Origin of the sequence: Streptomyces polyasparticus (genome assembly GCF_014493765.1) — a bacterium.
Lineage (GTDB): Bacteria > Actinomycetota > Actinomycetes > Streptomycetales > Streptomycetaceae > Streptomyces > Streptomyces polyasparticus.
The window spans coordinates 229,732-254,284 of record NZ_JACTVJ010000012.1 but is presented as its reverse complement, the minus strand read 5'-3'; the positions used below and the strand labels follow the sequence as shown (position 1 = coordinate 254,284).

The window sequence follows — 24,553 nt, the reverse complement described above, 5'->3', positions numbered from 1 at the left end:
TGGGCAGCAGCGATGCGGTGGCCGCCGGCTCCCGCGGTGATCATGCGGCGCCTTCCGGGGCGCGGAAGGTCTGCAGCGTCTTCTCCGTGCACACATGGACCAACCCGCCCGAGCCGGCCCCGAACGAGGTCCCGCCGAGACCGTCGACAGGGACGGCCCAGAGCAGAGAGCCGGTCGAAACAGCGAGCGCATGGATGCCCCACGAGCCCGTCCCCTCGGTGCCGGGGCTGGGACCCGTCGCGTAGAGGGTCGAGCCGTCGGTGACGGGGCGTCCGTCCGTGGCGGTCAACGGGCGCAGGCCCTCGCGCCACCAACGCCGCTGCCCGGTGGCCGAGTGCAGCGCGCCGAGGCCTTCCGCGGTCGCCACGGCGACCGACTGCCCGCCTGCCAGTGGGGACACGGTCGCGTCGGCCAGCGCCTGCCGCCAACTCGTCCGCCCGCTCGCCGAGTCGACCCGCCGTACCGACGTCCCGTCCGCGTAGAACCGGGAACCCGTCGCACCCGGATGCACCTCGGGCGTGGCCGAACCGTCGCGGATCTCGACCTCGATCGCCCCGGTCCGTTCCCGCAGCACCACCAGCGGGCCCGGCGCCTGCGCCGCCGTGGCGAGCGCGAACCGGCCTCCCGCGGCGTGCACCGCCGTCACCTGCGCGGCCGTCCCCTCGGTGAACCACAGCGCGCCCCCGTCGCGTACATCGAAGCCGTACGCCCGCCAGCGCTGCCCACGATTGGTGCGCCGCGCCCATCGGGTGTCGTACGCGGCGCAGGTGACCAGGCACGCGGTGCGGCCGGTGACCGCGAGCAGCGCCGAACCGCCGTCCAGCGAGCCGAAGGCCGCACGCCGCTTCGGGTTGGCTCTGAGGTGCTCGGTGCGCCAGCGTTGTCTGCCCGTACGCAGGTCCAATGCCACGACCTCATGGGGTGGCAGACCCGATGCGGACACGGTCGCATACCCAGTACCGTCGCGTACTTCCAAGGTGTCGGCGCCCTCGAACTCCCAGGCCACCGCACCGGTGCGTGCGTCGAGCCGGCGCGCCACGCCGTCGACCCGCACGTACACCGCGCCCGAGGCGGCGGTCAGGGCGCCTCCGTACTCCAGCGCGCCCACTTCGCGTGTCCACTGCGGGGTGCCGGACCGCCAAGTCGGTCCCGGTGGCTTCCGGCCGCTCTTGGACCCGCTCTTCGAACCGCTGTTGAGGGCGATCGCCCCCGTCGTACCCGCTGCGGCGATCATCGCGGCCGCCCCGGCCCAGGCCATGATCCGCCTACGGGAAGGAGGATGCGTACGCGCTGTCGGAAGCCCGACGCGGGTGGCGCCTGTCTCCTCGGCCTGCGACGCGGCGGCGACCTTGCGGGCCAACGCCTGCTCGTCCTCGTCGACCAGGGCGGACACCTCGGCCCGCTCCCACCACGGCTGTTCACCGGCACGCGCCGCGCACCACTCGAGGACCTCCGCGAGCGGCGGCCGGTCGGCCGGTGCCTTCGCCAGACAGCGCCCGAGGAACTCCGCCCACGCGTCGTCCGGCAGACCTGCCAGGTCGGGCTCTTCGTGCAGCGTCCGGTAGACGATCTGCGCCACCGAACCCGCACCGTGCGCGGGACGGCCCGTCGCCGCCAGGGCGAGCAGCGCGCCCAGCGCGAACACATCGCTGGGAGCCGCCGGTTCGGCCGTGCCCGCGATCTGCTCGGGTGCCATGAACCCCGGGGAGCCCATGAACTCACCGCTGCCCGTCACGCGGTCCTCGGCGGAACGGGCAGCCGAGCCGCCGCCACCGGCGACGGCTTTGGCGAGGCCGAAGTCGATGACACGCGGACCGGTCCGCGTGACCACGACGTTGGCCGGCTTGACGTCGCGGTGCACCAGGCCCGCCGCATGGATCGCCGAGAGCGCCTCCGCGAGCGCCGCACCCAGCGACGCGAGGTCGGCGGAGCCGAGCGGACCGGCGGCGGGCAGCGCGTCGGACAGAGTGGGCCCGGCGCAGTACTCGACGGCCAGCCACGGTGGTGTCGCCGCCGGATCCGCGTCGAGCACGGCCGCCGTGTACGGACCCGACACCGCTCGCGCGGCCCGCACCTCCCGGCGCAACCGGGCCCGGAACGAGGGCTCGTCGGCGAGATGCGGATGCACCACCTTGACCACGACGAGCCGGCCCGAACCCGAACGCGCCAGATACGCCCGGCCCATACCGCCCGAGCCGAGCAGCACGAGAGTCCGGTACGCCCCGAACGCAAAGCGGCCCACCCCGTCCCCCTCCCCGCAGGCACCCCGATGATCCAGCCGACTGCCCTAAGCGACGCCTGCGAGGCACGGGGAGTTCCCAACCCCCGCAACCACCTACGCAGGCGTATCCACCGGCAACCGCGGACACACCTGATGCACCAGCTCGAACAACCGGCGCTCATTGCCCGCGAGTCCGGCCGCGGCGAGTGCCTGGTCCGCCTCGGCCATGGGCGGGGTGAGCACGGTGATCGCCATGGGCGCGCTCCGCGGGTCCTCGAGCGCGGCGCGTGCCGTCTGGAGAAGGCGGATGTAGGCCTGCGCTGCGACAAGTTCGAGCTCGGTCATGTCAACTGCCCTTTCGTGCAAGGTCTCGGGCCTTCCCCCTGAAGGCCTCGGACCGACCAGTCTTGCGTACGGCACTGACAACGCCCCGCGACCTGGGCTGTTGCCGCCCTGTCCGGAACCCGGGCGGCCGATCGGCAGGGCCTGGCGGCCCGTCATACTGAGCGCTCCCGAAGATCACTCGGGTGGGCGCGACGGACACCAGGCACACGTGACAAGGAGCGAGCGATGAGCGAGCAGAACGGCACCCACGCCGAGGCCGGGGACGGCACCCGCGGCGAGGCCGGTTACCGGGTGGTGCACGAAACGCAGGCCTCAAGTGCCGTGGCACTCAAGGAGATCGGGGCCCGCTTCACCGAGGCCCTGGCCGCACCCCGCGCCGAGGTGTTCGGACGGATACAGAAGGCGGCGCGCGTTCTGCCCGACAGCCGTGTGGTCCGGGTGATCCCCGGGTTCGGCCTGCAGGAGACCGCGCCCGTACAGGTGGTCGTGCTGACTCTGAAGGAAGGCGTGCGCCAGGCGCTCGTCGACACCTTCACCAACGAGACGTTCTGGACGCGCGTGGAGAGCGCGCTCGAAGAGTCCGTCACCGGCCTCGGCGACAACCAGGGCGCCGCCCATCTGCGGTTCCTCGACGGCGGGCCCGACTCCACCTCGTACACCTGTGATCTGCTGTTCGCCCTGCAGGACGAGGAAACGGACGGCGCGCTGTACGCGATCTCCTTCTGTGTACGGATCGACGTGGCCCTGCCGATGGACCGGGTGCTCGCGCTGACGCTTCAGGACACGGCCCAGTTCGCGATCCGCCTCGACGCCGTGAGCGTGCGCCAGGAGGTCTGAAGACCCCGGCGGTAGCGCTCGCCCACACTCGGCACCCTGAATATGTGGCCGCGCGACACATGGGCCGCCAGGCGGTGTGTCTCTAGCGTTTCCCGCCATGACGAGCCAACTTTCCGGGCCGCCCGGCCCTGCCGCGGCCGCCGCCGTGAACCTCTCGGGGCGTACCGCCCTGGTGACCGGCGGTGGCAGCGGCATCGGCCGGGCCTGTGCCCTGGCCTTGGCCGAGGCCGGCGCCCAGGTCCATGTGGTGGACCTGGACGCCGAGTCGGCCAAGGAGACCGCCACGGCGGCCGGCGGCATCGCGCACGCCGTGAACCTCGCCGACACCGCCGCACTGGGGGCGCTGCCCCGCGAGATCGACATCCTGGTCAACTGCGCGGGCCTGCAGCACGTGGCGCCGATCGAGGAGTTCCCGCCCGAGCGCTTCGCCCTGCTGCAGCAGGTCATGGTCATGGCGCCGTTCCTGATGATCCAACGGTGTCTGCCGCACATGTACGCGCAGGGCTGGGGCCGCCTCGTCCACATCTCGAGCATGCACGGGCTGCGGGCAAGTGCGTATAAATCCGCGTACGTGACCGCCAAGCACGGGCTCGAAGGCCTCAGCAAGGTCGCCGCCCTCGAAGGCGCCCCGCACGGCGTCACCAGCAACTGTGTGAACCCGGGCTATGTCCGCACCCCGCTGGTCGAAGGCCAGATCGCCGCGCAGGCCGAGGCCCACGGCATCGACCCCGAGGCCGTGGTGGGCGAGGTCCTCCTCGAACGCTCGGCGATCAAGCGCCTGATCGAACCCGAAGAAGTCGCCGCCGCCGTGCTCTGGCTCTGCGGCCCGCACACCGGTTTCATCACCGGCACCTCCCTCCCCGTGGACGGCGGCTGGGGCGCCAACTAGCCCTCGCCACCCGTCCAGCCCGTACACCCACGTCCCCGCACAGCCGACCGAAACGGTGGCCTCACCATGACCAGCGTCAGCTCCGCACCGCCCACCCCCGGCGGGATCCGCCGGATCGTCGCCGCGAGCCTCGTCGGCACCACCATCGAGTGGTACGACTTCTTTCTCTACGGGTCCGCCGCGGCCCTGGTGTTCAACACCCTCTTCTTCCCCGACAGCGACCCCCTCGTCGGCACACTGCTCTCCTTCCTCACTTACGCGGTCGGCTTCGCGGCCCGTCCGCTCGGCGGCGTCGTCTTCGGCCACTACGGCGACAAGATCGGGCGGAAGAAGCTCCTGGTCATCAGCCTGCTGATGATGGGCGGCGCGACCTTCGCGATGGGTCTGCTGCCCACCCACGCCACCATCGGCGTCGGCGCGCCGATCCTGCTGACGCTGCTGCGCCTCGTGCAGGGCTTCGCGCTCGGTGGCGAATGGGGCGGCGCTGTCCTGATCGTCTCCGAGCACGGCGGAGCCAAGCAGCGCGGCTTCTGGGCCTCCTGGCCGCAGGCCGGCGCACCCGGCGGAAATCTGCTCGCCACCGGTGTGCTCGCGCTGCTCGCCGCCGTGCAGTCCGACGCCGCCTTCCAGGCCTGGGGCTGGCGCATCCCGTTCCTGCTGTCCGGTGTCCTCGTCGTGATCGGTCTGTGGATCCGTATCTCCGTCTCCGAGTCGCCGGTCTTCCTGGAGGCGCAGGCCAAGGCCGCGGCCCGCGCCGAGCAGGGCGTCAAGGACGAGGCGCCGGTCGTCGAGGTGTTCCGGCGCAGCTGGCGCGAGGTGCTCACCGCCATCGGCACACGCTTCGGCGAGAACATCTCGTACTACATCCTGACGGCCTTCCTGCTCGTCTACGTGACCGTCCATCTGGAGCTGCCGAAGAGCACCGCCCTGAACGCGGTCCTGATCGGCTCCGCCGTGCACTTCGTGACCATCCCGCTGTGGGGTTCCCTCTCCGACCGCATCGGACGACGGCCGGTCACCCTGATCGGCGCGGTCGGCATGGCCCTGTGGGCGTTCGCCTTCTTCGCCCTGCTCGACACCGAGTCCTTCCCGGTGATCGCCCTCGCGGTGACCATCGGATTGCTCTTCCACGGCGCCATGTACGGGCCGCAGGCCGCGTTCATCTCCGAGCTGTTCGACACGAAGGTGCGCTACTCCGGTGCCTCGATGGGCTCCCAGCTGGCCTCGATCATCGGTGGTGCGCTCGCGCCGATCATCGCCGTCGAACTGCTCAAGGACTACGGGAACTCCACCCCCGTCGCTCTGTACCTGGCGTTCGCGGCGCTCGTCACCGCCGTCACGGTCTGGATCGCCAAGGAGACCCTCGGCCGGGACCTCGCCAAGGACGGTGAGAGCACCGAGAGCGAGGCGAAGGTGACCGCCTCGGTGAACGGCTGACCGCCGGGCCCGCCGTGCCGGGATTCTCCGGCGGCACGGCGGGCCCCGACCCCGTACAGGAACCGTATGCTCCCCACCATGAACGGCCTCGGCGACGACCCCCTGACCTGCGGCGCAGCCCTGCGCCGCCTGCTCGACCTGCTCGCCGAAGGTGCCGGGGCCGAGGAGTTCGCCCGGCCCGCCGCCGAGGCCCGCGAGGCAGGTGCGGACGCCGCCGAGCTGCGCGAGATCACCGCGGCCACCGAGGTGGCCCTGCGGATCCGGCGCACTCTGAGCCAGCACCGGCGGCGCGAGACCGAACTCACCGCCCTGTTCGACACGGCCAGCGACCTGGCCGCGCTGCGCAATCTGGACGCCGTGCTGCGCGCGATCGTGCACCGGGCGCGGCTGCTCCTCGGCACGGACGTCGCGTACATGTCGCTCAACGACGACGCCGCCGGCGACACGTACATGCGGGTCACGGACGGCTCGGTCTCGGCCGCGTTCCAGCAGCTGCGGCTCGGGATGGGGGAGGGCCTCGGCGGACTGGTCGCCCACACCGCCCGCCCGTACGCGACCGGCGACTACCAGGACGACCCGCGCTTCAAGCACACGTTCACCATCGACAGCGCGGTGGGCGAGGAGGGGCTGCACGCGATCCTGGGCGTGCCGCTGATGCTGGGTCCGAAGGTGATCGGTGTCCTGTTCGCCTCCGACCGCTCCCCGCGCACCTTCTCGCCGCAGGAGGTCAACCTTCTGTCGTCCCTCGCCGACCATGCCGCCATCGCCATCGACAGCGCGCGCCTCCTGGAGGAGACACGGGCCGCGCTCGACGATCTCAACGCCGCGTCCGCGACCATCCGCGCGCACAGCGCCGCGATGCGCCGGGCCGAGGAGGCCCACGACCAGCTCACCGATCTGGTGCTGCGCGGCGGGGGCGCGGACGAGGTGGCCGCGGCGCTCGCCGACATCCTCGACGGCGGGATCCTGCTGCACGACGCCGACGGAGCCGAACTCGCCGCCACCGAAGGCCAGTCGGGCGCCCTGCCCGCGCCCGACGTGACCGCGTCGCGCAGCAGCGGCCGCGCCGTCGAGCGCGACGGCACCTGGGTCTGCGCCGTACTCGCGGGGCCCGAACTCCTCGGCTCCCTCGCCCTCACCGGGCGCGCGGACCTGTCCGATGCGGACCGGCTCCTGTTCGAACGGGCCGCGGTGGTCACCGCGCTGCTCCTTCTGCTGCGGCGCTCGGTGGCCGAGGCGGAGGAGCGGGTACGCGGCGAACTCCTCAGCGATCTGCTCTCCTCGACCGGCGACCCGGCGGCGCTCACCGCCAGGGCCCGCCGCCTCGGGGTCACCCTGACCCGGCCGCACTCGGTCTTCGTGCTGCACGCCGAGGGCGCGCCCCGTCATCGACTGCTCGCCTCCGGTGCGCGGCTCGCGCAGGGCGGGCTCGCAGGTATCCACCACGAACAGGTCGTCCTGGTCCTGCCCGGCGACCAACCTGGATCCCGCGCCCAGACGTTGGCGGGTCAGCTCGCGCAGACGCTGGGCGCACCGGTGACGGTCGGCGCCGCCGGCCCCGCGCCCGGTCCGGCGGCGCTCGCCGCCGCCCACGCCGAGGCCGCCCGCTGTCTGTCCGCGCTGCGCGCACTCGGGCATACGGGACAGGGCGCGGCGCTCGCGGACCTCGGCTTCCTCGGCGTACTCCTCGGCGACCAGGCCGACTTGAAGGGCTACGTCCGGCGCACTCTCGGTCCGCTGCTCGACTACGACGAGCAGCGCGGCACGGCCCTGGTCGCCACCCTCGACGCGTACTTCACCCAGGGCGCCAGCCTGACGCGTACCAAGGACGCGCTGCACGTCCATGTGAACACGGTGGTGCAGCGCCTGGAACGGATCGGCCGGCTGGTCGGCGAGGACTGGAACTCGCCGGCGCGGGCGCTGGAGTTCCAACTGGCGCTGCGACTGCATCGGTTGAGCCGGCCGTCCTGAGGGCCCCTGCAGGGGTTGTCGTCAAGCGGCCTCGCTGCACGGACCGTGGTCAGCCGGCCTGCGCGGATGGTCCCTGCGAGGTCCGTGGTCAGGCGGCCTGGGTGGGCGCCCGGAGCTCGATCTTGTACCCGCCCTGCGGGGTGGGCTCGGCGGTGAGAGTGCCGCCGAGCAGTTCGGCGCGTTCCCTCAGGCCGACCAGTCCGTGCCGGTCGCTGGGCAGGGCGATCGAAGCGCGGGTGGGGGCGGTGTTGGTGACGGTGACGCCGAAGTGCCGTGCGTCCTGCCACAGACTGACCTGCGCACGGGCTCCGGGGGCATGCTTGCGCACGTTGGTCAGGGCCTCCTGGACCGTGCGGTAGACGGTGCGCTGGGCGGTGGTGCCGATACCGGACGGGAGTTCGCCGGTCAGCGTGGTTTCGATACCGCTGTTGGCGATCAGCTGCCGGAGGTCGGCGAGGGTCGGCTGAGGGGTCAGCTCGGTCTCCTTGCCGCCGGAGGCGCGCAGCAGCGTGACCATGTGGCGCAGTTCGTCGAGGGTGTTCACGCTGAGAATGCGGATGGCGCGGGCGCCTTCGCGGGCCTGGGAGTCCTTGGCGGCGACCTGCAGAGCTCCGGCCTGTACGGCGATCAGGCTGACCTGGTGGGAGACCACGTCGTGCATCTCGCGCGCCAGTTGGGCGCGTTCGCGGGCGAGGACGGTCTGGGCGTACAGGGCGCGCTCGTGTTCGCGGGCCTCTTCGACCTCGACGAGCTGGCGGGCCACGTCGTGCCTGGCCTGGACGAGCTGCCCGAACAGGACCGGGGCGAAGGCCGTGGCCAGTGTGTAGACGAACTGGATCAGCGTCCAGGTGCGGTCCTCGGCGGTGAACGTGTCGGACAGGGGCCACAGGACGGTGGCCGCTGCCGCATTGAGGAGGGCGCAGCCGGCGAGCAGCGGCCGGTTGCGGGTGGACGTGGCCAGTGTGTACAGGGCGGCCATCGGCGCGACGGCCACGTCCTGGAGCACGGCCATGGGCAGCGTGAGCAGGACGACGGCCAACGGGAAACGTCTGCGCAGGAAGAGAGCGGCGCAGCCGAGCGCGGCGCATGCCCATGTGAACGAGGGGGTCCCCTCGTCCTGGAGGCTGATCCATGCGTCGATCGCGGCCAGCACCACGAGGCTCGTGTCGACGGCCCAGGGCGGGACCTGTCGCCACAGGGCCTGGCCTGTGCTCATCGCGCGCTGTCCTGCGCCGAGCCGTCGTCGTGCCGGCCGAGCAGCCCGGCCCGTTCCGCGAGCAGTGCGGCCTGGACGCGGCTGGAGACTCTCAGCTTGGTGAGGATCGAGGAGACATGGTCCTTGACGGTGCCTGCGCTCAGGTGGATGCGGCTGCCGATGTCGGCGTTGGACAGACCTGCGGCGATCAGGACGAGGACGTCACGTTCACGATCGGTCAGGAGATCCACCCGGGCCACGTCTGCGTCCTGCGGGCCGGCGCCTCCAGGATGACCGCGCAGCAGAGCATGCGAGGCCTTCGGGGACATCACCACCCCGCCGGCGGCCAGCGTGCGCACGAGCTGGGCGAGCTGTTCGGGCTCGGTGTCCTTGAGCAGAAAGCCCGAGGCTCCCGAGCGCAGCGCGGTGAGGATGTACTCGTCGGTGTCGAAGGTGGTCAGCATGGCCACCGTCGGGGGTGCGGGCAGTTCCTGGATCTGCCGCAGGACGGTCAGACCGTCCACGTCCGGCATCCGGATGTCGAGGAGCACGACGTCCGGCTGCTCGCGCCGGATCGCGTCGGTCGCCTGCGCGCCTTCGGCGGTCGCCACGACCTCGATGCCGTCGGAGGCGTTGAGGATCAGTTCGAACCCGGACCGCACGAGTGCCTCGTCGTCCACCACCACTACCCGGATCAGCGGCGTTCCGCCTCACCCTCGTCTGTTCTCTGCGCCTGGCGGCGATCCGTACGAGTGCGGAGGGGCGTCCTTGCTCTCGTACGGTGATCGCTTGCCTCTTAGACGGTACGGCCGCCGCGATGATCGCCGGAGCGTCCGCCGGGGACACCAGCCACCCGGCAGACCGGTTCCAGCCGTTCGGGGGGAACGCTCCGGCTGATCGGCGGCCGGGCGGGCGCGGCTCGGGACTCGGGCCCGTCGCCTCGGCCTTGGTGCACCAGAACGCGCATCTGATCGCCCGGTGCGGCGAGCTCAGTCGAGGCCTTCGATGATGCGGAAGTCCCGCTCGACGCCGTCGGCGAGGGCGGCCAGCGCCTCCTGGTAGGCCGCGCTTTTGTGCGCCGCGACCGCCTGTTCGAAGGAGTCGAACTCGATCAGGATGGTGCGCTCGGCGACTCCGGACTCGTGGGCGACGACCCGGTCGCCGCGGGCGAGCATCCGCCCGCCTCCCGCCTGTACGGCCGGACCGGCCAGCTTGTTGTAGGCGGCGAGCTTCTCGGGGTCGGAAATGGTGCGGTAGCAACTGACCCAGTAGCCCTTGGCCATGGAGATCTCCTGTGTTTCGGGACGGAATGACGGGTTGCTAGGACGTGGGGAACGGCGTGGCCCAGGACTCCTCTTCGACGAGAAGCCCGTTGGCCACACAGCTGATGGTGCGGTACCAGCCGATCAGGACGAGGAGTTCGAGCAGCTGGGCGTCCTCGTAGTGGGTTCGCAGGGCGTCCCAGGAGGGTTGCGAGAGCTGTGCCGCGTCGTGCAGTTCGTCGACTGCGGCGAGCAGTGCCGCATGCCGGGGCGACCAGTCGGCGGCAACCGCCGCGTCGGTCCGAGCGGTTGCCCGGAGCTGTTCCGGGCTGAGTCCGGCCTGCCGCGCAAGCGTCGCGGCGTGCACGCCCCACTCGTATGCGCAGCCGGCACGTGCGGTCACGCGGGCGATGACGAGCTCGCGGTCGACGGCAGGGAGGAGCCCGTGGCCCAGCAGTCCGGCGCCCAGGGCGAACATCCGTGAGGCCAGTTCCGGATTGCGGTGGAGTATGCGGAACAGCGTGAGTGGCTCGTGCGGCACGTCCGGTGGCATCCATCGGCGCATTGCGCCGTCGACCGCGGCGGGGTAGGGCGGGTGGAGCGGTTCGATGCGCGGCATGGGGCACCTCCTGCTTCGATTTCCGAATCACTATGATGCTTCGAGAACCGAAGCGCAAGGAGTGGGCATGGAAGGCAGAGCACCACGGCCCGGTGTACCGGTGCGAGGGTCCGAGTCGGGCCGGCCGGTCATGGCGGTACTCGATCTGCTCGGGCGCCGCTGGACGATGCGCATCCTGTGGGAACTGAGTCAGACGCCGGCGGGCTTCCGTGAACTGCAGCGCCGCTGCGAGCGCATGTCCTCCAGCGTGCTGAGCACACGGCTCGACGAGCTGACCGAAGCCCGCCTGCTCGCGCTGCGGGAAGGCGGCTACGACCTCACTCCGCTCGGGCGCGACCTCGTGGAGGCGTTGAATCCACTGGACGCCTGGAGCCGGCGCTGGGCGACCGAGATGGACAGCACCTCGCAGGAGAACCCGGACTGAACTGCTCACTGCGTGACCGGAGAGGAGTGGGAGAGGCGCCCAGGTCCACCGGACCGCCCTCCACGGCCGCGGGAGCTCCGCCGCCGGCGGCAACCGGATGGCCCCGGAACGAGGGCCGGTCGGCCCCTGTGCCGGACCGCGGTGAGCAGTGACCGTGGACGGTATGGACACTTCGGGAACGCGCGGCGCTCGGATCGCCGTGATCGGAGTGGGCAACGAGTTCCGCCGCGACGACGGTGTGGGCTGGGCGGTCGTCGCCCGGCTGCGTGAGCGCGCGAGCGGGTGCCCGCTGCCGCCGGGCACGGTGCTCGCCGAATGCGACGGTGAGCCCGGGCGGCTGATCGGGCTGTGGGAGGGCGCGGGGCTCGCCCTCGTCGTCGACGCGGCACACGCGCATCCGGGGCGGCCCGGTCGCATCCACCGACTCCAGCTGGACGCCGAGGCGTTGAGCAGTCCGCCGACGACGAGCTCGCACGGACTGGGGCTCGGCGAAGCCGTGGAGCTCGCCCGCGAGCTGGGCCGATTGCCGGACCGGCTGGTCGTGTTCGCCGTCGAGGTCGCCGACACCTCGCTGGGTACCGGGCTTTCGGCCCAGGTCGAGGCGGTCGTGGAGCCGCTGGTCCGCAGCGTCGAGGACGAGATCGTGCGGCACCGTATTGCGACGGCCGGTGGTGAGGCCCGGTGACGCGTACGGTCCGAGGCTTCGAAGTGGCCGGCATCGTGCAGGGCGTGGGCTTCCGGCCGTTCGTGCACCGCACGGCCACTCGGCTCGGTCTGGGCGGCTGGGCGGCCAACGTCGACGGGCACGTGGAAGGCGTGGTCGCCGGACAGATGGAGGCCATCGAGGAGTTCGCCCGCCGACTGCGCACGGAAGCACCCAGCCTCGCCCGGGTGCGCCAGGTGCGGCTGCACGAAGCCGTGGACGGTCAGGACGCGGGTACGGGCTTCGCCGTCCGGCTGAGCACGTCGGCCGAGCGGGCCGGCCAGGGCCCGGCACGCGAGGTTCCGCCGGATGCCGCCACCTGCGCGGCCTGTCTGACCGAGCTCTTCGATCCGGCCGACCGCCGTTTCCGCTACCCCTTCATCAACTGCACCGACTGCGGCCCGCGTGCCACCGTGATCGAGGAGCTTCCCTACGATCGCGCCCGCACCACGATGCGCCGCTTCCCGCTGTGCACCCTGTGCGCGGCCGAGTACGGCGATCCCGCCGACCGGCGTTTCCACGCCGAGCCGTTGGCCTGCCCGGTCTGCGGTCCCCGGCTCGCGTGGCAGGGCATGACCGGTGAGCAGGCGCTGCGGGAGGGGGTCGCGGTCGTGGCGGGCGGCGGGATCGTCGCCGTGAAGGGGCTCGGCGGCTACCAGTTGGTGTGCGATGCGACCGACGCGGCGGCCGTGGCCGAGCTGCGACGACGCAAACGCCGGCCCGTCAAACCGCTCGCCGTGATGGTGTCCGATCTCGAAGCAGCCGCGGGACTCGCGTGGCTCGGCAGCACGGAACGCGCCGCGCTCACCTCGGCCGCCGGTCCGGTCGTCCTGCTGCGGGCACGCAAGGCCGCGGCGCACCATGTCGCGCCGGCCGTACACCCGGGCATCCGCCACGTCGGGCTCTTCCTGCCCACCACAGGGCTCCACCACCTGCTCCTGCACGATCTGGCGCGCCCCCTCGTCGTCACCAGCGGCAACCTCACCGACGGACCGATCACGATCGACGACACCGAAGCACAGGAGCAACTGGCCGGCGTCGCCGACGGGTTCCTCACCCATGACCGGCCCATCCACGCCCGCTACGACGACTCGGTGGTGCAGGTCGCCGGGCGCCATGTCCTGACCGTCCGGCGCGCCCGCGGCCTGGCCCCCGCACCCCTGCCGCTCCGGATCCCCGCACCCGTCCCACTGGCCGGCGCGGGCGCCCAGCTCAAGCACACCTTCACGCTCGCCACCGAGGACCGGGCCCATCTCGGCCCGCACACCGGCGACTTGGCGGCGGTGGCCACGTACGAGGCCTTCAAGTCCTCCTACGCGCATCTGCGGGATCTCACCGGCATCCCGCCCCAGGTGCTCGCGCACGATCTCCATCCGGGCTATCTGTCCACGCAGTGGGCGCAGCGGCAGCCCTTGCGCCGGATCGCCGTGCAGCACCATCACGCCCATGTCGCCGCGGTGGCCGCCGAGCACGGGCTGCACGGACCGTTCACCGGAGTCGCGTACGACGGTCTGGGGCTCGGCGACGACGGCACGCTGTGGGGCGGGGAGATCCTCGTCGGAGACCTGACGGAGTACCGGCGCGTCGGGCGGTTCGCGACCGCGCCGCTGCCGGGCGGCGAGGCGGCGGTACGGCACCCGTGGCGGATGGCGATCGGCCACCTGTACGGCACCGAACCCCTCGGTGTGCCCCGGCCCGGCGCCTGGCTGACCTCCGGGTTCACCGCACGGCACGAGCAACGGTCTGTGGCCGGGCTGCGCTCCATGATCGAGCACCGGGTCAACACGCCACGTGCCTCCAGCGCCGGACGCCTCTTCGACACCGTCGCGAGCCTCATCGGCCTTGCGGACAGCGTGAGTTACGAGGGGGAGGCGGCCGTCCGCCTCGAAGCCCTGGCCGGCGGCGGGCGCCCGGAGCCGCTCGCGCACCGGATCGTACGGGTGGAAGGGCTGTGGGTGTACGACCCGACGCCGACACTCGTCGACCTTCTGGTACGGCTGGCCGACGGCGAGACGGCAGCCCGGTGCGCCGCCGCGTTCCACACGACGCTCGCCGAGGTCACCGCCGGGCTCGTGGCCCGCGCCGTGGCCGAAGGCGCGCCGCGCACCGTGTGTCTGGGCGGCGGCTGCTTCGCCAACCGCCGCCTCCTGACCGAGGTCCGCGGTCTGCTGCGCACCCAGGGCCTTCGGGTCCTGGTCGGCGCCCAGGTCCCGGCCGGCGACGGCGGCATCAGCTACGGCCAGGCCGCCGTCGCCGCGGCCCGGCTCGCGAAGGAGAGGGGCTAGCGATGTGTCTGGGCATACCGGGGCGCGTACAGGAGGTGCACGACGAGGGCCAACTGCGCATGGCAACCGTGGACTTCGGAGGCATACGGCGCGAGGTCTGCCTCGCGTACACGCCCGAGGCGGAGGTCGGCACGTATGTGATCGTGCACGTCGGGTTCGCCATCACCACCGTCGACGAGGCCGAGGCCGAACGGACCCTCGAGGTCCTGCGCGCCATGGCCGGGGCGGTCGAGGGCGAACTGGGCGAAGTCCTGCCGGCTGCCGCGGCGCCGCAAAGCGCCGAGCAACACTCCGAGGAGAGCTGAACCGCCCTCGAACGGGGCCGTTCGGCCCCTCCTGCGCGCCGCCCCGGCCCCGGATCGTGAAGGTGACCGAACTCCGGCAGAGGGAGGCGCCATGGCCGTCACCAAGCACGGCGAGGGCACCAGTCGCGGCAAGGCCACCGCCCGGACCGAGGCCACCGCCCGGACCGAGGCCACCGCCGTCATCGACCGCGCCGGCCTCGACGCCCTCATCAAGACCCTCACGGCGGACGGCCGCACGGTCATCGGCCCGACCGTCCGCGACGGTGCGGTCACCCTGGCCGAGCTCGACTCCGCCGACGCACTGCCCTGGGGCTGGGGCACCGAACTCGACGCCGGGCACTACCGCTTGGTGCGGCGCACGGACGGCGCGGGCTTCGCGCACAGCTCGGGCCCGCAGTCCTGGAAGACGTTCCTGCACCCGCAGCGCGAGAAGCTGTGGAGCGCGGAACGCGGCCCGGACGGCGCACTCACCGTGCGCGACGAGCGCGGCGAGCAGCCGTCGTACGCCTTCCTCGGCGTACGCCCCTGCGATCTGCGGGCCATCGCGATCCAGGACAGGGTCCTCGCCGGCGGCCGCTTCGCCGACGACGGCTATCAGGAGCGCCGGAGGGGGGCGCTCCTGATAGCCGCCGAATGCACCGAGCCCGGTGCCACCTGCTTCTGCGTCTCGATGCAGGGCGGACCCGCCGCCGACGCCGGTTTCGACCTCGCTCTGACCGAGGTCATCAGCGATCTCGGCCACCGCTTCTTCGTACGGGTGGGCAGCGAGGAAGGGGCGCGGCTGCTCGCCGCGGTGCCGCACGAGGTGGCGGACATGGACACCGAGGCCCGCGCCCGAGGCGGCGTGTCGCTGGCCCGGGACCGCATGGGCCGCGCGATGCCGCCGGTGGACCTCAGGACGCTGCTCGGCGCGAGCCCGGAGTCCGAGCGCTGGGACGACCTCGCCTCCCGCTGCCTGACCTGCGGCAACTGCACCATGGTCTGCCCCACCTGCTTCTGCACCACCACCGAGGAGGTCACCGACCTCACCGGCGACCACGCCGAACGGTGGCAGCGCTGGGACTCCTGCTTCGATCTGGACTTCTCGTACGTCCACGGGGGAGCGGTGCGGACCTCGGCCCGCAGCCGCCACCGCCAGTGGCTCACGCACAAACTCTCCACCTGGCACGACCAGTTCGGCTCCAGCGGCTGCGTCGGCTGCGGCCGCTGCGTCACCTGGTGCCCGGTCGGCATCGACCTCACGCAGGAGGTCGCCGCACTGGCTGCGGAGCGGGAGGGCGCGGACGATGAGTGAACTCCCCGTGCCGTACCGCGTGATCGGCCGCAGGGACGAGACCCCGGACACGGTGACCCTGCGGATCGAACCTGCCGGCGAGGCGCTCGGGCCCTTCGCGCCGGGCCAGTTCGCCATGGTCTACGCCTTCGGCCGCGGCGAGATCCCGGTCTCCGTCAGCGCCCTGCTCCCCGGCGGTCACCTCGCCCACACCGTCCGCCGCGTCGGCGCCGTATCGCAGGGCCTGTGCGCGGCGCGGCCCGGCAGCATCCTCGGACTGCGCGGCCCGTACGGCACCGGCTGGGACCTCGGTCAGGCACTCGGCCAGGACGTCCTCGTCGTCGCGGGCGGCATCGGACTCGCGCCGCTGCGGCCACTGATCCATGCGGCGCTGGCCGACCGGAAGGCGTACGGGCGGATCAGCGTCCTCATCGGCGCACGCACTCCGGACGACCTGATCTTCAAGACCGAGAGCCTGCTGTGGCCCACGGCGTACACCGGCGTCACCGTGGACCGGCCCGACCGCGGCTGGACGGGCGAGGAGGGCCTGGTGACCCGGCTCATCGACCGGGCCCGTTTCGATCCGGCCGGGACCACCGCGTACCTCTGCGGACCCGAACCCATGATCGGCGCCACCGCCCGCGAGCTCGTCCACCGCGGAGTTCCGGCAGCTCGTGTCCGGGTCTCCCTGGAGCGCAACATGCGCTGCGCCACCGGGCACTGCGGGCACTGCCAGCTGGGACCGCTGCTGCTGTGCCGCGACGGAGCGGTCGTGGGGTGGGATCAGGCCGAACCGCTCATGGCAGTAAGGGAGTTATGACATGAACACCCCGCAGCGCGCGCTCCCGAAGCTCGCCGTCGTCAAGCTCGCCTCCTGCGACGGCTGCCAGCTCACCCTGCTCAACTGCGAGGACGAACTCCTGGCGCTCGCCGGACAGGTGGAGATCGCCCACTTCCTGGAGGCGTCCAGCGTGGTGCGGCCCGGACCGTACGACCTGACCCTCGTCGAAGGGTCGGTCACCACCGCCGACGACGCCCTGCGCATACGGAGGATCCGCGCCGAATCCCGCCATCTGGTGACCATCGGCGCCTGCGCCACCGCGGGCGGCATCCAGGCGCTGCGCAACTTCGCCGACGTCGACGAGTTCCGCCGCACCGTCTACGCCCGCCCCGACTACATCGACACCCTCGCCACCTCCACACCCGTATCCGCCCATGTGGACGTCGACTTCGAGCTGCGCGGCTGCCCCATCGACCGCGGACAGCTCCTTGAGGTCATCACCGCCTATCTCGCCGGCCGCAAGCCGGACATCCCCGACCACAGCGTCTGCTTCGACTGCAAGCGGCGCCGCACGGTCTGCGTCACCGTCGCGCACGGCACGCCTTGCCTCGGCCCGGTCACGCACGCGGGCTGCGGGGCCATCTGCCCCGCGTACGGCAGGGGTTGCTACGGCTGCTTCGGACCGGGCCGGTCGGCGAACCTGCCGGCCCTGATCCCGCTGCTGCGGCGCGACGGCATGGACGAGGCGGCGGTGGAGCGTTTCCTGCGGACGTTCAACGCGGCCGCTTTCGACGAGGCAGCCTTCGACGAGGAGCCGCGCTCATGACGCACCGAGGATCGCGCGTACTGCACGTCGGCTCGCTCTCCCGCGTCGAAGGAGAAGGCGCACTGCACCTGAAGGTGCGCGGACGCCGGGTCACCCGCGCACAGTTGCAGATCTACGAACCGCCGCGGTTCTTCGAGGCCTTCCTGCGCGGCCGCGCCCACACCGAGCCGCCCGACATCACCGCCCGCGTCTGCGGGATCTGCCCGGTCGCCTACCAGATGAGCGCGTGCGCGGCCATCGAGGACGCATGCGGGATCACCGTGCACCCCCAGGTGCAGGAACTGCGCAGGCTCCTGTACTGCGGCGAGTGGATCGAGAGCCAGGCCCTGCACATCTATCTGCTGCACGCTCCCGACTTCCTCGGCCGCGACAGCGCCATCGACCTCGCCCGCACCCACCGCGCCGAGGTCGAGCGCGGGCTGCGGCTCAAACAGTCCGGCAACGCCGTCATGGAACTGATCGGCGGCCGGGCCATCCACCCCGTGAACGTACGCCTCGGCGGATTCCACCGCGCGCCCACCCGGGCCGAACTCGCGCCACTCGCCGAGCAGTTGCGGCGCGCCGCCGACGACGCATGGCAGACGGTGCGCTGGGTCGCCGGCTTCGACTTCCCGGACGCGGAGGTGGACGCCGACTTCCTGGCCCTTGCCGCCCCGGGTACGTATGCGATCGAGCGCGGGACACCGGCCGTACTGCGACCCGACGGCCGCATCGAGACCTTCCCCGTGTACGACTTCCTGTCGAGGGTGCGCGAGGAGCAGGTGCCGCACTCCACCGCGCTGCACGCCCGCCTCGACGGACGCCGCCATCTCACCGGCTCGCTCGCGCGGTTCGCGATCAGCGGCCGCTGGCTCTCCCGTACGGCGGTGCAGGCGGCACGAGAGGCGGGGCTCGGCGATCCGTGCGCGGGGGCTGTGTGCCGCAACCCGTTCCGGTCGATCCTCGTGCGGGCCGTCGAGATCGTCTACGCGATCGACGAGGCCCTGCGGATCACCGCGAACTACGAGCCGCCCGAGCACCCTTACGTCGAGGTGCCCCCGGTCGCGGGGACCGGCCACGGCGCGACCGAGGCGCCGCGCGGGCTGCTCTACCACCGCTATCTGCTCGACTCCGCCGGGCTGGTCGCCGACGCCCGGCTCGTCCCGCCGACCGCGCAGAACCAGGGCGCGATCGAGGAGGACCTGCGGCGGATCGCCGAGCGGGCACTGGCCCAAGGGGACGTGGGCGACGAGGAGTTGAGGGTGCTCGCCGAGCGGGCCATCCGCAACCACGACCCGTGCATCTCCTGCTCCACGCACTTCCTGGACCTCACGGTCGACCGGGGTGCCGCAACCCCTGCGGTCCCTGTCGACCCAGGCGCCGACTCTTCGGCCACCCCCGGGCAGGCACCGCGATGAAGTACCTCGACGAGTACCGCGATCCCGCGCTCGCCCGACGCCTCCTCCACGAACTGAGCAGCGTCGCCACCCGGCCCTGGCGGATCATGGAGGTGTGCGGCGGACAGACCCACACCCTGGTCCGCCAGGGCATCGACGAACTCCTCCCCGCCGGCATCCGGATGATCCACGGCCCCGGCTGCCCGGTCTGCGTCACCCCGCTGGAGACCCTCGACCGCGCCATGGCGATCGCGGCCAGGCCCGGCGTGATCCTCACCAGCTTCGGCGACATGTTGCGGGTGCCCGGCAGCGAGACCGATCTGCTGTCGCTGCGGGCGCGGGGCGCGGACGTCCGCGTGGTGTACACGCCGATGGACGCCGTACGGATCGCGCAGGCCGCGCCCGACCGTGAAGTGGTCTTCCTGGCGGTCGGGTTCGAGACCACGGCCCCGGCGAACGCCATGGCCGTGCTGCACGCGGCCCGCCTCGGACTGACGAACTTCTCCCTTCTGGTCAGCCATGTCCTCGTACCGCCGGCGATGACCGCGCTTCTTGACGATCCGGACTGCGAGGTCCAGGCGTTTCTCGCGGCCGGACATGTGTGCGCCGTCATGGGCTGGCGCGAGTACGAGCCGATCGCCGCGCGCTACCGGGTGCCGGTCGTCGTGACCGGCTTCGAGCCGCTCGATCTGCTCGAAGGCATCCTCATGGCCGTACGGCAGCTGGAGAACGGCCGGTACGAGGTGGAGAACCAGTACGCGCGCGCCGTGCGCCGGGAAGGCAACGCCCAGGCGCAGTCGGCGGTGCGGGAGGCCTTCCGGGTCGGCGACCGGGCCTGGCGGGGCATCGGCACACTGCCCGCGAGCGGGCTCGAACTCACGCCGCAATACGCGGAGTTCGACGCGGCCCGCCGGTTCGGCGTCCTGGAGCTCACCTCGGTCGAGGATCCGGCATGCATCGCGGGCGCCGTCCTGACCGGCGCCGCGCTCCCCACGGACTGCCCCGCCTACGGCACCCGCTGCACGCCGCGCACCCCGCTCGGAGCGCCGATGGTGTCCACCGAGGGGACCTGCGCCGCCTTCCACTCGGCGGGGCGGACCCGCGACCCGCACACCCCGGCAGATTCCCTGTCCCAGGAGCCGACATGACCCCCGAATGCCCCCTCCCGTACGCCGAGCACGAGTGCCTGCTGCTCGGGCACGGCGCCGGCGGCAGGCTGACCGCCGAGCTGTTCGACGCGCTCGTCCTGCCCGCGCTCGGCGGTGTACCCGGCGCCGCCCTGGAAGACGCGGCCCTGCTGCCCGGACAGGACGAACTGGTGCTCTCCACCGACTCGTTCGTCGTCAGCCCGCTGGTCTTCCCCGGCGGTGACATCGGCTCGCTCGCCGTCCACGGGACCGTGAACGACCTCGCCATGCGCGGCGCGATGCCGCTCGCCCTGTCGCTCGCGGTGATTGCGGAGGAGGGACTGCCGCTTGCCGAGCTGCGGTCCGTCCTCGTGTCGGCGGGGAAGGCCGCCCGTGACGCGGAGGTGCCGGTGATCACCGGGGACACCAAGGTCGTCGGGCGGGGCGCCTGCGACAAGCTGTTCCTCAACACCACCGGCATCGGCCGCAGGATCCCCGGGCTCGACCCCTCGGCGACGCGGGCGCGCGCGGGCGACGCGGTGCTCCTGTCCGGGCCGATCGGACTGCACGGCACGGCGGTCCTTTCCACCCGCGAGGGCCTCGGCTTCGCCACCGACCTCGCCTCCGACAGCCGCCCCCTGCACCGGCTCGTCAAGGCCCTCGCCCCTTGCGGGGGCGACCTGCACGTCCTGCGCGATCCCACCCGCGGCGGCGTGGCCGCCACGCTCAACGAGATCGCCCAGGCCTCGGCCGTCACCGTGGAGATCGAGGAGCGCTCGCTGCCGGTGCCACCCGCCGTCGCCTCGGCCTGCGATCTGCTCGGCCTCGACCCGCTGATCGTCGCCAACGAGGGCTGCCTGGTCGCGTTCGTCACGGCCGAAGCCGCCGGCCGCGCCCTGGCGGCCCTGCGGTCGCTGCCCGAAGGCGCCGGGGCCGTTCGGATCGGCGAGGTCACCGCGGGGCCCGCGGGGCGGGTCGTGCTGCGCACCTTGGTGGGCGCGCGGCGCGTGGTGGACATGCCGTTGGGGGAGCAGCTGCCGCGGATCTGCTGAGCCGGGCGAGACCTCGCCTGCCGAGCCGATCTCGTCGCAGACACACGAAGGGCCACCGCCGACCGGCGATGGCCCTCCGCGCCCCCTCCGTCTCCCTCATTCATGCGCCACCACGGCGACCGGGCAGTGCACATGATGGATCGCCCAGTGCGCGACCCGTACGAGATGGCTGCCGACCCGCGGATGCCGCAGCCGGCGGCCCACGATCAACAGGGCTGCCTCCTGCGAGGCCTGGCCCAGGGCATGCGCGGGGCGGTCGTGCACCGCCTCGGTCCGAACCTCCACCGTCGGATACTTCTCGCGGTACGGCTCGACCACCGCCGCCAGCGTCCAGTCGGCCTCCAGCTGAGCGAGGTCGAGCCGCCGGCTGCGCCCGGCGCCCGGACCTTCGGTGAGGTGCCAGGCGTACAGGATCGTCAGCGGGGCCGACCGTTCGCGGGCGGACTCGAAGGCGAAGCCGAGCAGCTCCGTGCAGTCGTGGCGGACATCGAGAGCGAGCACTACTGGCCGTCGTGCGGCCAAGTCGCCGTCGGTTGTGGGCAGTTGCTCCTCCGCAGGCGTCCAGCCCGCGCGTACGAGCACCACCGGCTGCCGCACCTGACCCACCACCGCCCCCGCCACCGATCCGGCGAACGCCGCGGAGACCGGGCCGAGGCCCTGGTTGCCCAGGACCAGCATCTCTGCCGACTGCGCCGCGCCGATGAGTGCGGGAACCGGGGGCCTGGGTACCTGCTCGGCAGTGATGCGGACCTGCGGATACCGCTCGGTGAGACGGTCGAGACCGGTGCGCAGCACGCGCCTGGCCCAGTACTGGGGAACGTGGAGTTCGGGCAGTGCGGGCTGCTCATCGTCCGCTGGTGGGGTCACTTCCCACGCGTGCACAAGACGCAGCGGCAGCCCGCGGTGCAGGGCTTCGCGTGCGGCCCAGTCGGCCGCGGCCAGGCTCTCCGGCGAGCCGTCCATCCCCGCGACGATCGGCAGGAGCATGGTCCCCACCCCCTCTTCCTGCCTCCAGCGTCCTTCCCCGGGGCATTGCGAGCCCAGGGGCCGAGCGGGCCTGAACAAGGGCCGACCGGGGGAGTGGCCGGGGACGTTCGGACGGGTGCCAGGGAGACGCACCACCGGCAGCCTGACCACAGAGGGTGTATTCGGTGCACCCCGCCGCCCCTGGAGGGCCGTGGCCATGACCGCACTCATTCTCGTCGCAGCCGCCGTACTCGGCGCCGTGCTCGTCTTCGGCACGGGAGGGCACGTCGTGGGCTGGGCCCTGATCATCGCCGCGCTGATCGGTCTGATGACGCCCGTGGACCGTGAGCGCTTCCGCCACTGAAACCGTCCCGCCGTCGAGTTAGGACGCGTTCCATGTCCAGCAAGAACTCCTTTCACGGACCGGGGGCTGCCGTCGCTCCGCCCGGCCCCACTCTGCTCGAGGCCACGCTCGACCCGCCGCTGTCCCGCTGGCTGTGGCTGGTCAAGTGGCTCCTCGCGCTGCCCCATGTGGTCGTCCTGGCCTTCTTGTGGGTGGCCTTCGTCGGTGTGAGCGTGATCGCGTTCTTCGCCATCCTGTTCACGGGGCGCTACCCCCGGCCGCTCTTCGACTTCAACGTCGGAGTCCTGCGCTGGAGCTGGCGGGTCTCGTACTACGCGTACGGAGCGCTCGGCACCGACCGCTACCCGCCCTTCACTCTTGCCGACGTGCCGGACTACCCGGCCCGCTGGGACGTGGTCTACCCGGAGCACCTGTCGCGTGGCCTCGTCCTGGTCAAGTGGTGGCTGCTCGCCGTGCCGCACTATCTCGTCGTGGGCTTCCTGCTGGGCGGGATCAAGGTGCCGTGGGCCGGCGGCGGACTCATCGGCCTCCTGGTGTTCTTCGCCGGAGTCTCCCTCCTGTTCACCGGGCGCTACCCGCGCGGCCTCTTCGACCTGGTGACCGGTCTGAACCGCTGGGCGCTGCGCGTCGCCGCGTATGCGGCGCTGCTCACGGACGTCTATCCGCCGTTCCGCCTCGACCAGGGCGGCGAGGAACGGGAGTCCGTGTGATGGCCACGGCGCTGATCGCCGCCTTCCTGATCGCGCACGGCCTGGTGCATCTGCCGGTGTGGCTGGCGCCCGCCGGCGGTGCGGCGGGCCGTCCCGCGCCCTTCGATCCGCGGCGCTCCTGGGTGTTCGCGGCAGCGCGGCTGCCCCAGCCGCGGGCCGTCCGCCGGGCGGGTGCGGGCCTCGCCGCGGCGGCCGCCGTCCTGTACGTGTTCTCGGCCGCGGCCGTCGCCGCACACTCCGCGGCCCTTGCGGACCTCGCCGTCTCCGCCGCGCTCGTGGGTCTGACCCTGAAGGTGCTCTGGTTCCACCCCTGGCTGTCCATGGGTGTGGTGCTCGACGTCGTGGTGCTCGTCGCGATCGGGGCGAGCTGACCCCCGGGACCACTGGTCCCCACAGGTGCCGTACGGTCCAAGTGATCTGGTCCGTACGGCACTTGGGCGGCGCGGCCCGCGGGTGTGTGCTGGTGGTGTGGGAGGAGGAGGCCGCCATGAACACCCAGGTCCGCACGACATCCCGCAGGGTCCGGCTCCGCGCAGCCCGTACGGTGGCGCTCGCCGCCGTTCTCGTCGCACCCCTCGCGCTGAGCGCGTGCGGGAACGAATCAGCCACGTCCGGTCCGGCCGCATCGAGTGGCAACTCCCGTACGGGACAGCCGAGTACGGGCGCAACGGGCGGGACCACCGGTGGCCAGGGGTCGCAGAGCCCCGGCTCCGGCCCCACCTTCACCTGCCCTCCCGGAGCACCCGTGACCGGGAACCCGTCGACCACTCCCTCCGGCCCGATGGGTCCGGGCGGCGGACACCGGATGCGGACAGGCGTGTACTTCCTGCACGGTGAGCAGATGTCGCCCGCACCACGCCAGGTGACCGCACCGGCGACCGCGGCCGGCGCCCTGCGCGCGCTGCTCGCCGGACCGAACGCCTACGAGCGCGGCAACGGCCGCACCACGGCCATCCCGACGGGAACGGCCCTGCACTCCATCGTGGTCCGCAACCACATCGCCACCGTCGACCTGTCCGGGCGCTACGACGACGGCGGCGGCAGTCTGTCCATGCGGGCCAGGCTCGCGCAGGTCGTCTTCACCGCCACCCGGTTCCCGGGCATCCAGAAGGTGCAGTTCGAACTGGACGGCAAGCCCGTGAAGACCTTCGGCGGCGAGGGCATCGTCCTCAACTCCCCGGTCACCCGGGCCGACTTCGAGGACCTTTCGCCCGCCGTCCTCGTCGAGTCGCCGATGACCGGCGACAGCGTGCGCAGCCCGGTCAGGGTGTGGGGGAGCGCCAACACCTTCGAGGCGACGTTCCGACTCAAGATCACGGACGTGTCGGGGCGGCGCGCAGCCGGCGTCATGGTCACCGCGACCTCCGGCAGCGGCACGCGCGGCACCTTCGACGTGACCGTTCCGTACAAGGCGGCACGGTCCGGCAAGGGCCTGCTGACCGCGTACTACATCTCACCCAAGGACGGCCGTGCGGTCGTCGTCGACACCGTGCCGCTGACCGTGAACCGCTGACACCGGTCCGCGACACGACATCCCCGGCGCGGAGTGCGCGCCGGGGATGTTCCATGCAAGGGGCCCGCCGAG

At 72.2% G+C, this 24,553-nt stretch carries 25 protein-coding genes; 18 read left to right on the top strand and 7 right to left on the bottom strand.

Going from position 1 to position 24,553, the window contains the following annotated elements; translation table 11 throughout:
* Positions 1 to 40: 40 nt before the first annotated feature.
* Both H9Y04_RS25735 and H9Y04_RS25730 read right to left on the bottom strand, forming a co-directional pair.
* Positions 41 to 2,242, bottom strand: coding sequence for a serine/threonine-protein kinase (locus H9Y04_RS25735; RefSeq protein WP_308801099.1), 2,202 nt, complete (start codon positions 2,240 to 2,242; stop codon positions 41 to 43).
* A gap of 93 nt (positions 2,243 to 2,335) precedes the next feature.
* Positions 2,336 to 2,566, bottom strand: a complete 231-nt coding sequence (locus tag H9Y04_RS25730; RefSeq protein ID WP_187816383.1) for a hypothetical protein — start codon at positions 2,564 to 2,566, stop codon at positions 2,336 to 2,338.
* A 225-nt stretch (positions 2,567 to 2,791) separates the two neighbouring features.
* On the opposite strand from H9Y04_RS25730, the gene H9Y04_RS25725 reads away from it, so the two are divergent.
* The 4 genes from H9Y04_RS25725 (at position 2,792) to H9Y04_RS25710 (ending at position 7,700) form a co-directional block, all read left to right on the top strand.
* Positions 2,792 to 3,403, top strand: coding sequence for a Type-2Aa cytolytic delta-endotoxin (locus H9Y04_RS25725; protein WP_187816382.1), 612 nt, complete (start codon positions 2,792 to 2,794; stop codon positions 3,401 to 3,403).
* Between the two features lie 97 nt (positions 3,404 to 3,500).
* Positions 3,501 to 4,292, top strand: a complete 792-nt coding sequence (locus H9Y04_RS25720) for a 3-hydroxybutyrate dehydrogenase (protein WP_187816381.1) — start codon at positions 3,501 to 3,503, stop codon at positions 4,290 to 4,292.
* Between the two features lie 66 nt (positions 4,293 to 4,358).
* Complete coding sequence (locus H9Y04_RS25715) at positions 4,359 to 5,729, top strand: MFS transporter (protein ID WP_187816380.1); 1,371 nt, start codon at positions 4,359 to 4,361, stop codon at positions 5,727 to 5,729.
* 78 nt (positions 5,730 to 5,807) lie between these two features.
* A complete protein-coding gene (locus H9Y04_RS25710) occupies positions 5,808 to 7,700 on the top strand; it encodes a helix-turn-helix domain-containing protein (RefSeq protein ID WP_187816379.1) in 1,893 nt (630 codons plus the stop codon).
* Between the two features lie 88 nt (positions 7,701 to 7,788).
* Here H9Y04_RS25710 and H9Y04_RS25705 read toward each other — a convergent pair whose 3' ends face one another.
* The 4 genes from H9Y04_RS25705 to H9Y04_RS25690 all read right to left on the bottom strand — a co-directional run bounded on the left by H9Y04_RS25705 (position 7,789) and on the right by H9Y04_RS25690 (position 10,776).
* A complete protein-coding gene (locus H9Y04_RS25705) occupies positions 7,789 to 8,916 on the bottom strand; it encodes a sensor histidine kinase (RefSeq protein WP_187816378.1) in 1,128 nt (375 codons plus the stop codon).
* Positions 8,913 to 9,581 carry a response regulator gene (locus tag H9Y04_RS25700; RefSeq protein WP_187816377.1) on the bottom strand — a complete coding sequence of 223 codons (669 nt, stop codon included), beginning with the start codon at positions 9,579 to 9,581 and terminating at the stop codon, positions 8,913 to 8,915. The genes H9Y04_RS25705 and H9Y04_RS25700 overlap by 4 nt, the downstream gene beginning before the upstream one ends.
* Before the next feature lie 303 nt (positions 9,582 to 9,884).
* The gene (locus H9Y04_RS25695) at positions 9,885 to 10,178 is read right to left on the bottom strand and encodes a DUF1330 domain-containing protein (RefSeq protein ID WP_187816376.1); all 294 of its coding nucleotides are present in this window, start codon (positions 10,176 to 10,178) and stop codon (positions 9,885 to 9,887) included.
* Positions 10,179 to 10,215: 37 nt separating this feature from the next.
* Positions 10,216 to 10,776, bottom strand: a complete 561-nt coding sequence (locus tag H9Y04_RS25690; protein ID WP_187816375.1) for a carboxymuconolactone decarboxylase family protein — start codon at positions 10,774 to 10,776, stop codon at positions 10,216 to 10,218.
* 67 nt (positions 10,777 to 10,843) lie between these two features.
* Between H9Y04_RS25690 and H9Y04_RS25685 the strand changes: the two genes are divergently transcribed.
* The 10 genes from H9Y04_RS25685 to hypE all read left to right on the top strand — a co-directional run bounded on the left by H9Y04_RS25685 (position 10,844) and on the right by hypE (position 20,928).
* Positions 10,844 to 11,200 (top strand): winged helix-turn-helix transcriptional regulator, encoded by a 357-nt coding sequence (locus tag H9Y04_RS25685; protein WP_187816374.1) that lies wholly within the window; start codon positions 10,844 to 10,846, stop codon positions 11,198 to 11,200.
* A gap of 163 nt (positions 11,201 to 11,363) precedes the next feature.
* Complete coding sequence (locus H9Y04_RS25680) at positions 11,364 to 11,885, top strand: hydrogenase maturation protease (protein ID WP_187816373.1); 522 nt, start codon at positions 11,364 to 11,366, stop codon at positions 11,883 to 11,885.
* Complete coding sequence (hypF, locus tag H9Y04_RS25675) at positions 11,882 to 14,188, top strand: carbamoyltransferase HypF (protein ID WP_187816372.1); 2,307 nt, start codon at positions 11,882 to 11,884, stop codon at positions 14,186 to 14,188. Before H9Y04_RS25680 ends, hypF begins: the two co-directional genes overlap by 4 nt.
* Before the next feature lie 2 nt (positions 14,189 to 14,190).
* A complete protein-coding gene (locus H9Y04_RS25670) occupies positions 14,191 to 14,493 on the top strand; it encodes a HypC/HybG/HupF family hydrogenase formation chaperone (protein ID WP_187816371.1) in 303 nt (100 codons plus the stop codon).
* A gap of 91 nt (positions 14,494 to 14,584) precedes the next feature.
* Complete coding sequence (locus H9Y04_RS25665; protein ID WP_187816370.1) at positions 14,585 to 15,787, top strand: 4Fe-4S dicluster domain-containing protein; 1,203 nt, start codon at positions 14,585 to 14,587, stop codon at positions 15,785 to 15,787.
* The gene (locus H9Y04_RS25660; RefSeq protein ID WP_187816369.1) at positions 15,780 to 16,586 is read left to right on the top strand and encodes an FAD/NAD(P)-binding protein; all 807 of its coding nucleotides are present in this window, start codon (positions 15,780 to 15,782) and stop codon (positions 16,584 to 16,586) included. Before H9Y04_RS25665 ends, H9Y04_RS25660 begins: the two co-directional genes overlap by 8 nt.
* Before the next feature lies 1 nt (position 16,587).
* Positions 16,588 to 17,373 (top strand): NADH-quinone oxidoreductase subunit B family protein, encoded by a 786-nt coding sequence (locus H9Y04_RS25655; protein ID WP_187816368.1) that lies wholly within the window; start codon positions 16,588 to 16,590, stop codon positions 17,371 to 17,373.
* Entirely contained in the window at positions 17,370 to 18,770 is a 1,401-nt protein-coding gene (locus H9Y04_RS25650) for a Ni/Fe hydrogenase subunit alpha (RefSeq protein WP_187816367.1), read from the top strand. Before H9Y04_RS25655 ends, H9Y04_RS25650 begins: the two co-directional genes overlap by 4 nt.
* Complete coding sequence (gene hypD, locus H9Y04_RS25645; protein WP_187816366.1) at positions 18,767 to 19,897, top strand: hydrogenase formation protein HypD; 1,131 nt, start codon at positions 18,767 to 18,769, stop codon at positions 19,895 to 19,897. Before H9Y04_RS25650 ends, hypD begins: the two co-directional genes overlap by 4 nt.
* Positions 19,894 to 20,928, top strand: coding sequence for a hydrogenase expression/formation protein HypE (gene hypE, locus H9Y04_RS25640; RefSeq protein WP_187816365.1), 1,035 nt, complete (start codon positions 19,894 to 19,896; stop codon positions 20,926 to 20,928). Before hypD ends, hypE begins: the two co-directional genes overlap by 4 nt.
* Before the next feature lie 96 nt (positions 20,929 to 21,024).
* Here the strand turns inward: hypE and H9Y04_RS25635 are convergent, their stop codons facing one another.
* Positions 21,025 to 21,915: a universal stress protein gene (locus tag H9Y04_RS25635; RefSeq protein WP_187816500.1), complete on the bottom strand. Its 891-nt coding sequence runs from the start codon at positions 21,913 to 21,915 to the stop codon at positions 21,025 to 21,027.
* 196 nt (positions 21,916 to 22,111) lie between these two features.
* Here H9Y04_RS25635 and H9Y04_RS25630 point away from each other — a divergent pair, with 196 nt between their 5' ends.
* The 4 genes from H9Y04_RS25630 to H9Y04_RS25615 all read left to right on the top strand — a co-directional run bounded on the left by H9Y04_RS25630 (position 22,112) and on the right by H9Y04_RS25615 (position 24,481).
* Entirely contained in the window at positions 22,112 to 22,258 is a 147-nt protein-coding gene (locus H9Y04_RS25630; protein ID WP_187816364.1) for a hypothetical protein, read from the top strand.
* Positions 22,259 to 22,290: 32 nt separating this feature from the next.
* The gene (locus H9Y04_RS25625) at positions 22,291 to 22,968 is read left to right on the top strand and encodes a DUF4389 domain-containing protein (protein WP_187816363.1); all 678 of its coding nucleotides are present in this window, start codon (positions 22,291 to 22,293) and stop codon (positions 22,966 to 22,968) included.
* On the top strand, positions 22,968 to 23,339 hold the full coding sequence (locus tag H9Y04_RS25620; RefSeq protein ID WP_187816362.1) for a hypothetical protein: 372 nt from the start codon (positions 22,968 to 22,970) through the stop codon (positions 23,337 to 23,339). The genes H9Y04_RS25625 and H9Y04_RS25620 overlap by 1 nt, the downstream gene beginning before the upstream one ends.
* Before the next feature lie 116 nt (positions 23,340 to 23,455).
* A complete protein-coding gene (locus tag H9Y04_RS25615; RefSeq protein ID WP_187816361.1) occupies positions 23,456 to 24,481 on the top strand; it encodes a GerMN domain-containing protein in 1,026 nt (341 codons plus the stop codon).
* Positions 24,482 to 24,553: the final 72 nt, after the last annotated feature.

What these genes read in the sequence shown, in the direction of transcription:
- H9Y04_RS25620 (WP_187816362.1), top strand. Translation starts at nt 22,968, where the DNA reads ATGGCCACGGCGCTGATCGCCGCCTTCCTGATCGCGCACGGCCTGGTG.
- H9Y04_RS25615 (WP_187816361.1), top strand. Translation starts at nt 23,456, where the DNA reads ATGAACACCCAGGTCCGCACGACATCCCGCAGGGTCCGGCTCCGCGCA.
- H9Y04_RS25650 (WP_187816367.1), top strand. Translation starts at nt 17,370, where the DNA reads ATGACGCACCGAGGATCGCGCGTACTGCACGTCGGCTCGCTCTCCCGC.
- H9Y04_RS25725 (WP_187816382.1), top strand. Translation starts at nt 2,792, where the DNA reads ATGAGCGAGCAGAACGGCACCCACGCCGAGGCCGGGGACGGCACCCGC.
- H9Y04_RS25635 (WP_187816500.1), bottom strand. Translation starts at nt 21,915, where the DNA reads ATGCTCCTGCCGATCGTCGCGGGGATGGACGGCTCGCCGGAGAGCCTG.
- H9Y04_RS25685 (WP_187816374.1), top strand. Translation starts at nt 10,844, where the DNA reads ATGGAAGGCAGAGCACCACGGCCCGGTGTACCGGTGCGAGGGTCCGAG.
- H9Y04_RS25695 (WP_187816376.1), bottom strand. Translation starts at nt 10,178, where the DNA reads ATGGCCAAGGGCTACTGGGTCAGTTGCTACCGCACCATTTCCGACCCC.
- H9Y04_RS25670 (WP_187816371.1), top strand. Translation starts at nt 14,191, where the DNA reads ATGTGTCTGGGCATACCGGGGCGCGTACAGGAGGTGCACGACGAGGGC.
- H9Y04_RS25660 (WP_187816369.1), top strand. Translation starts at nt 15,780, where the DNA reads ATGAGTGAACTCCCCGTGCCGTACCGCGTGATCGGCCGCAGGGACGAG.
- H9Y04_RS25720 (WP_187816381.1), top strand. Translation starts at nt 3,501, where the DNA reads ATGACGAGCCAACTTTCCGGGCCGCCCGGCCCTGCCGCGGCCGCCGCC.
- H9Y04_RS25715 (WP_187816380.1), top strand. Translation starts at nt 4,359, where the DNA reads ATGACCAGCGTCAGCTCCGCACCGCCCACCCCCGGCGGGATCCGCCGG.
- H9Y04_RS25680 (WP_187816373.1), top strand. Translation starts at nt 11,364, where the DNA reads ATGGACACTTCGGGAACGCGCGGCGCTCGGATCGCCGTGATCGGAGTG.
- H9Y04_RS25625 (WP_187816363.1), top strand. Translation starts at nt 22,291, where the DNA reads ATGTCCAGCAAGAACTCCTTTCACGGACCGGGGGCTGCCGTCGCTCCG.
- H9Y04_RS25655 (WP_187816368.1), top strand. Translation starts at nt 16,588, where the DNA reads ATGAACACCCCGCAGCGCGCGCTCCCGAAGCTCGCCGTCGTCAAGCTC.
- H9Y04_RS25710 (WP_187816379.1), top strand. Translation starts at nt 5,808, where the DNA reads ATGAACGGCCTCGGCGACGACCCCCTGACCTGCGGCGCAGCCCTGCGC.
- hypE (WP_187816365.1), top strand. Translation starts at nt 19,894, where the DNA reads ATGACCCCCGAATGCCCCCTCCCGTACGCCGAGCACGAGTGCCTGCTG.
- H9Y04_RS25730 (WP_187816383.1), bottom strand. Translation starts at nt 2,566, where the DNA reads ATGACCGAGCTCGAACTTGTCGCAGCGCAGGCCTACATCCGCCTTCTC.
- H9Y04_RS25630 (WP_187816364.1), top strand. Translation starts at nt 22,112, where the DNA reads ATGACCGCACTCATTCTCGTCGCAGCCGCCGTACTCGGCGCCGTGCTC.
- H9Y04_RS25665 (WP_187816370.1), top strand. Translation starts at nt 14,585, where the DNA reads ATGGCCGTCACCAAGCACGGCGAGGGCACCAGTCGCGGCAAGGCCACC.
- H9Y04_RS25690 (WP_187816375.1), bottom strand. Translation starts at nt 10,776, where the DNA reads ATGCCGCGCATCGAACCGCTCCACCCGCCCTACCCCGCCGCGGTCGAC.
- hypD (WP_187816366.1), top strand. Translation starts at nt 18,767, where the DNA reads ATGAAGTACCTCGACGAGTACCGCGATCCCGCGCTCGCCCGACGCCTC.
- H9Y04_RS25705 (WP_187816378.1), bottom strand. Translation starts at nt 8,916, where the DNA reads ATGAGCACAGGCCAGGCCCTGTGGCGACAGGTCCCGCCCTGGGCCGTC.